This window comes from Micromonospora orduensis (assembly GCF_006228125.1).
Lineage (GTDB): Bacteria > Actinomycetota > Actinomycetes > Mycobacteriales > Micromonosporaceae > Micromonospora > Micromonospora orduensis.
The window spans coordinates 1-1,405 of record NZ_VDFY01000034.1; the positions used below are offsets into that span (position 1 = coordinate 1).

General features: G+C 68.3%; 1 protein-coding gene. It reads right to left on the reverse strand.

What is annotated here, in order from left to right; translation table 11 throughout:
• Positions 1 to 13: 13 nt before the first annotated feature.
• Positions 14 to 1,246 carry an IS701 family transposase gene (locus FHG89_RS00250; protein ID WP_139581842.1) on the reverse strand — a complete coding sequence of 411 codons (1,233 nt, stop codon included), beginning with the start codon at positions 1,244 to 1,246 and terminating at the stop codon, positions 14 to 16.
• Between the last annotated feature and the right edge of the window lie 159 nt (positions 1,247 to 1,405).

Here is a 1,405-nt window from a genome sequence, read left to right on the forward strand (position 1 = left end):
TAGTACTCCAACGTCACTTGGCCTGTCTGTGCTGGTAGTGGGATCGGCGGGCTCGGGCTTGGGATGTTCGTCGCCAGATTGACCAGTGCAGGGTGTGTTCTGGCGGGAGTGATGCGGTGAGGACGAAGGCGTTGAGGAGTCGGCGGATCTCGGCGATGGTCAGCGCGATGATTTCCGGGTCGGTGTCGGGTTGCTGAGCGGCGAGGGTTGTCAGGACGGCCAGGGCGAGCATGGCCAGGGTGATGAACCGGTGCCAGCCGGTCCAGCCGCGGACTTGGTAGTGGTCGAGGCCGACTTGGCCTTTGCCGGTCTGGAACAGCTCCTCGATGCTCCAGCGGGATCCGGCGACGGTCACGAGGGTGTGCAGCGGCACTGGGCGGGGTGACCAGCACAGGTAGAAGGCCAGCTCGCCGGTGGTGCGGTTGCGGCGGATCAGCAGCCACCGGTGTTCATCCGGCCGGGTGGCGGTGGTGATCCACGCCCACAGGTACTCGCGTGGACCTTTCGCTCCGGGTCCGCAGCTGTGCAGTTGCCACTCGGCGGTGGGGATCCGCTCGGCGAGGTCGTCAACGCGGATCAGGGTGCGGCCGTCGTTGACCGCCACGCGTCGGTCGCAGCCGACCGCGAGGACGTAGCCGATCCCGCGGTGTTCCAGGTTGTCGCGTAGGGCGGGGTCGGCGCCGTAGACCTCGTCCCCGGTCACCCATGCGAACGGGATTCCGGCCTCCAGGGCGGCGGCGATCATCTGCCGGGCCAGAGCGGGCTTCGTGGCGAACTCGACGTCGTCCGGGACCCCAGCGGCGGCGAGGCGGTCGGGCTGGTCGCACCAGGTCGTCTCGGGTAGGTAGAGCCTGCGGTCGATCATCGCCCGCCCGGCAGGTGTCACGTAGGCCAGGAACACTGCGACCTGACTGTTCTCGATCCGGCCGGCGGTGCCGGTGTACTGCCGCTGCACCCCGACCGAGCACACGCCCTTCTTCAAGAACCCGGTCTCGTCGGTCACCAGCACCGCGTCGGGATGGCCGAGCTGCTCGATCAGCCAGGAACGTACGTCATCGCGGACGGCGTCGGCATCCCACACCGCCGTGCGCAGCAGCCGCTGCATCGCCTGTGGATCCCCGTGACCCGCCCGCTCCGCAAGCGACCAGCAGGTCTTTCGTTCGGCCTCCGACAGCAGCCCCTCTACGAACTGCCCGGCCGTCGCCCGCGGCTCGGCCCGCACGAACCGGCCCGCGACACGCGTCATCGCCTCGTCCAGGATGACCCGCCACCCGGCGGGGTCTACGCTGTGGCACGCGGCCACCGCACGATCTTCGATTGTCCTCACAAACCATCGATGATCAACGCGGTGGCCGTCTTCACGCCCACGCCACGCCCAACGACAAAGCCAAGTGACGTTGGAGTA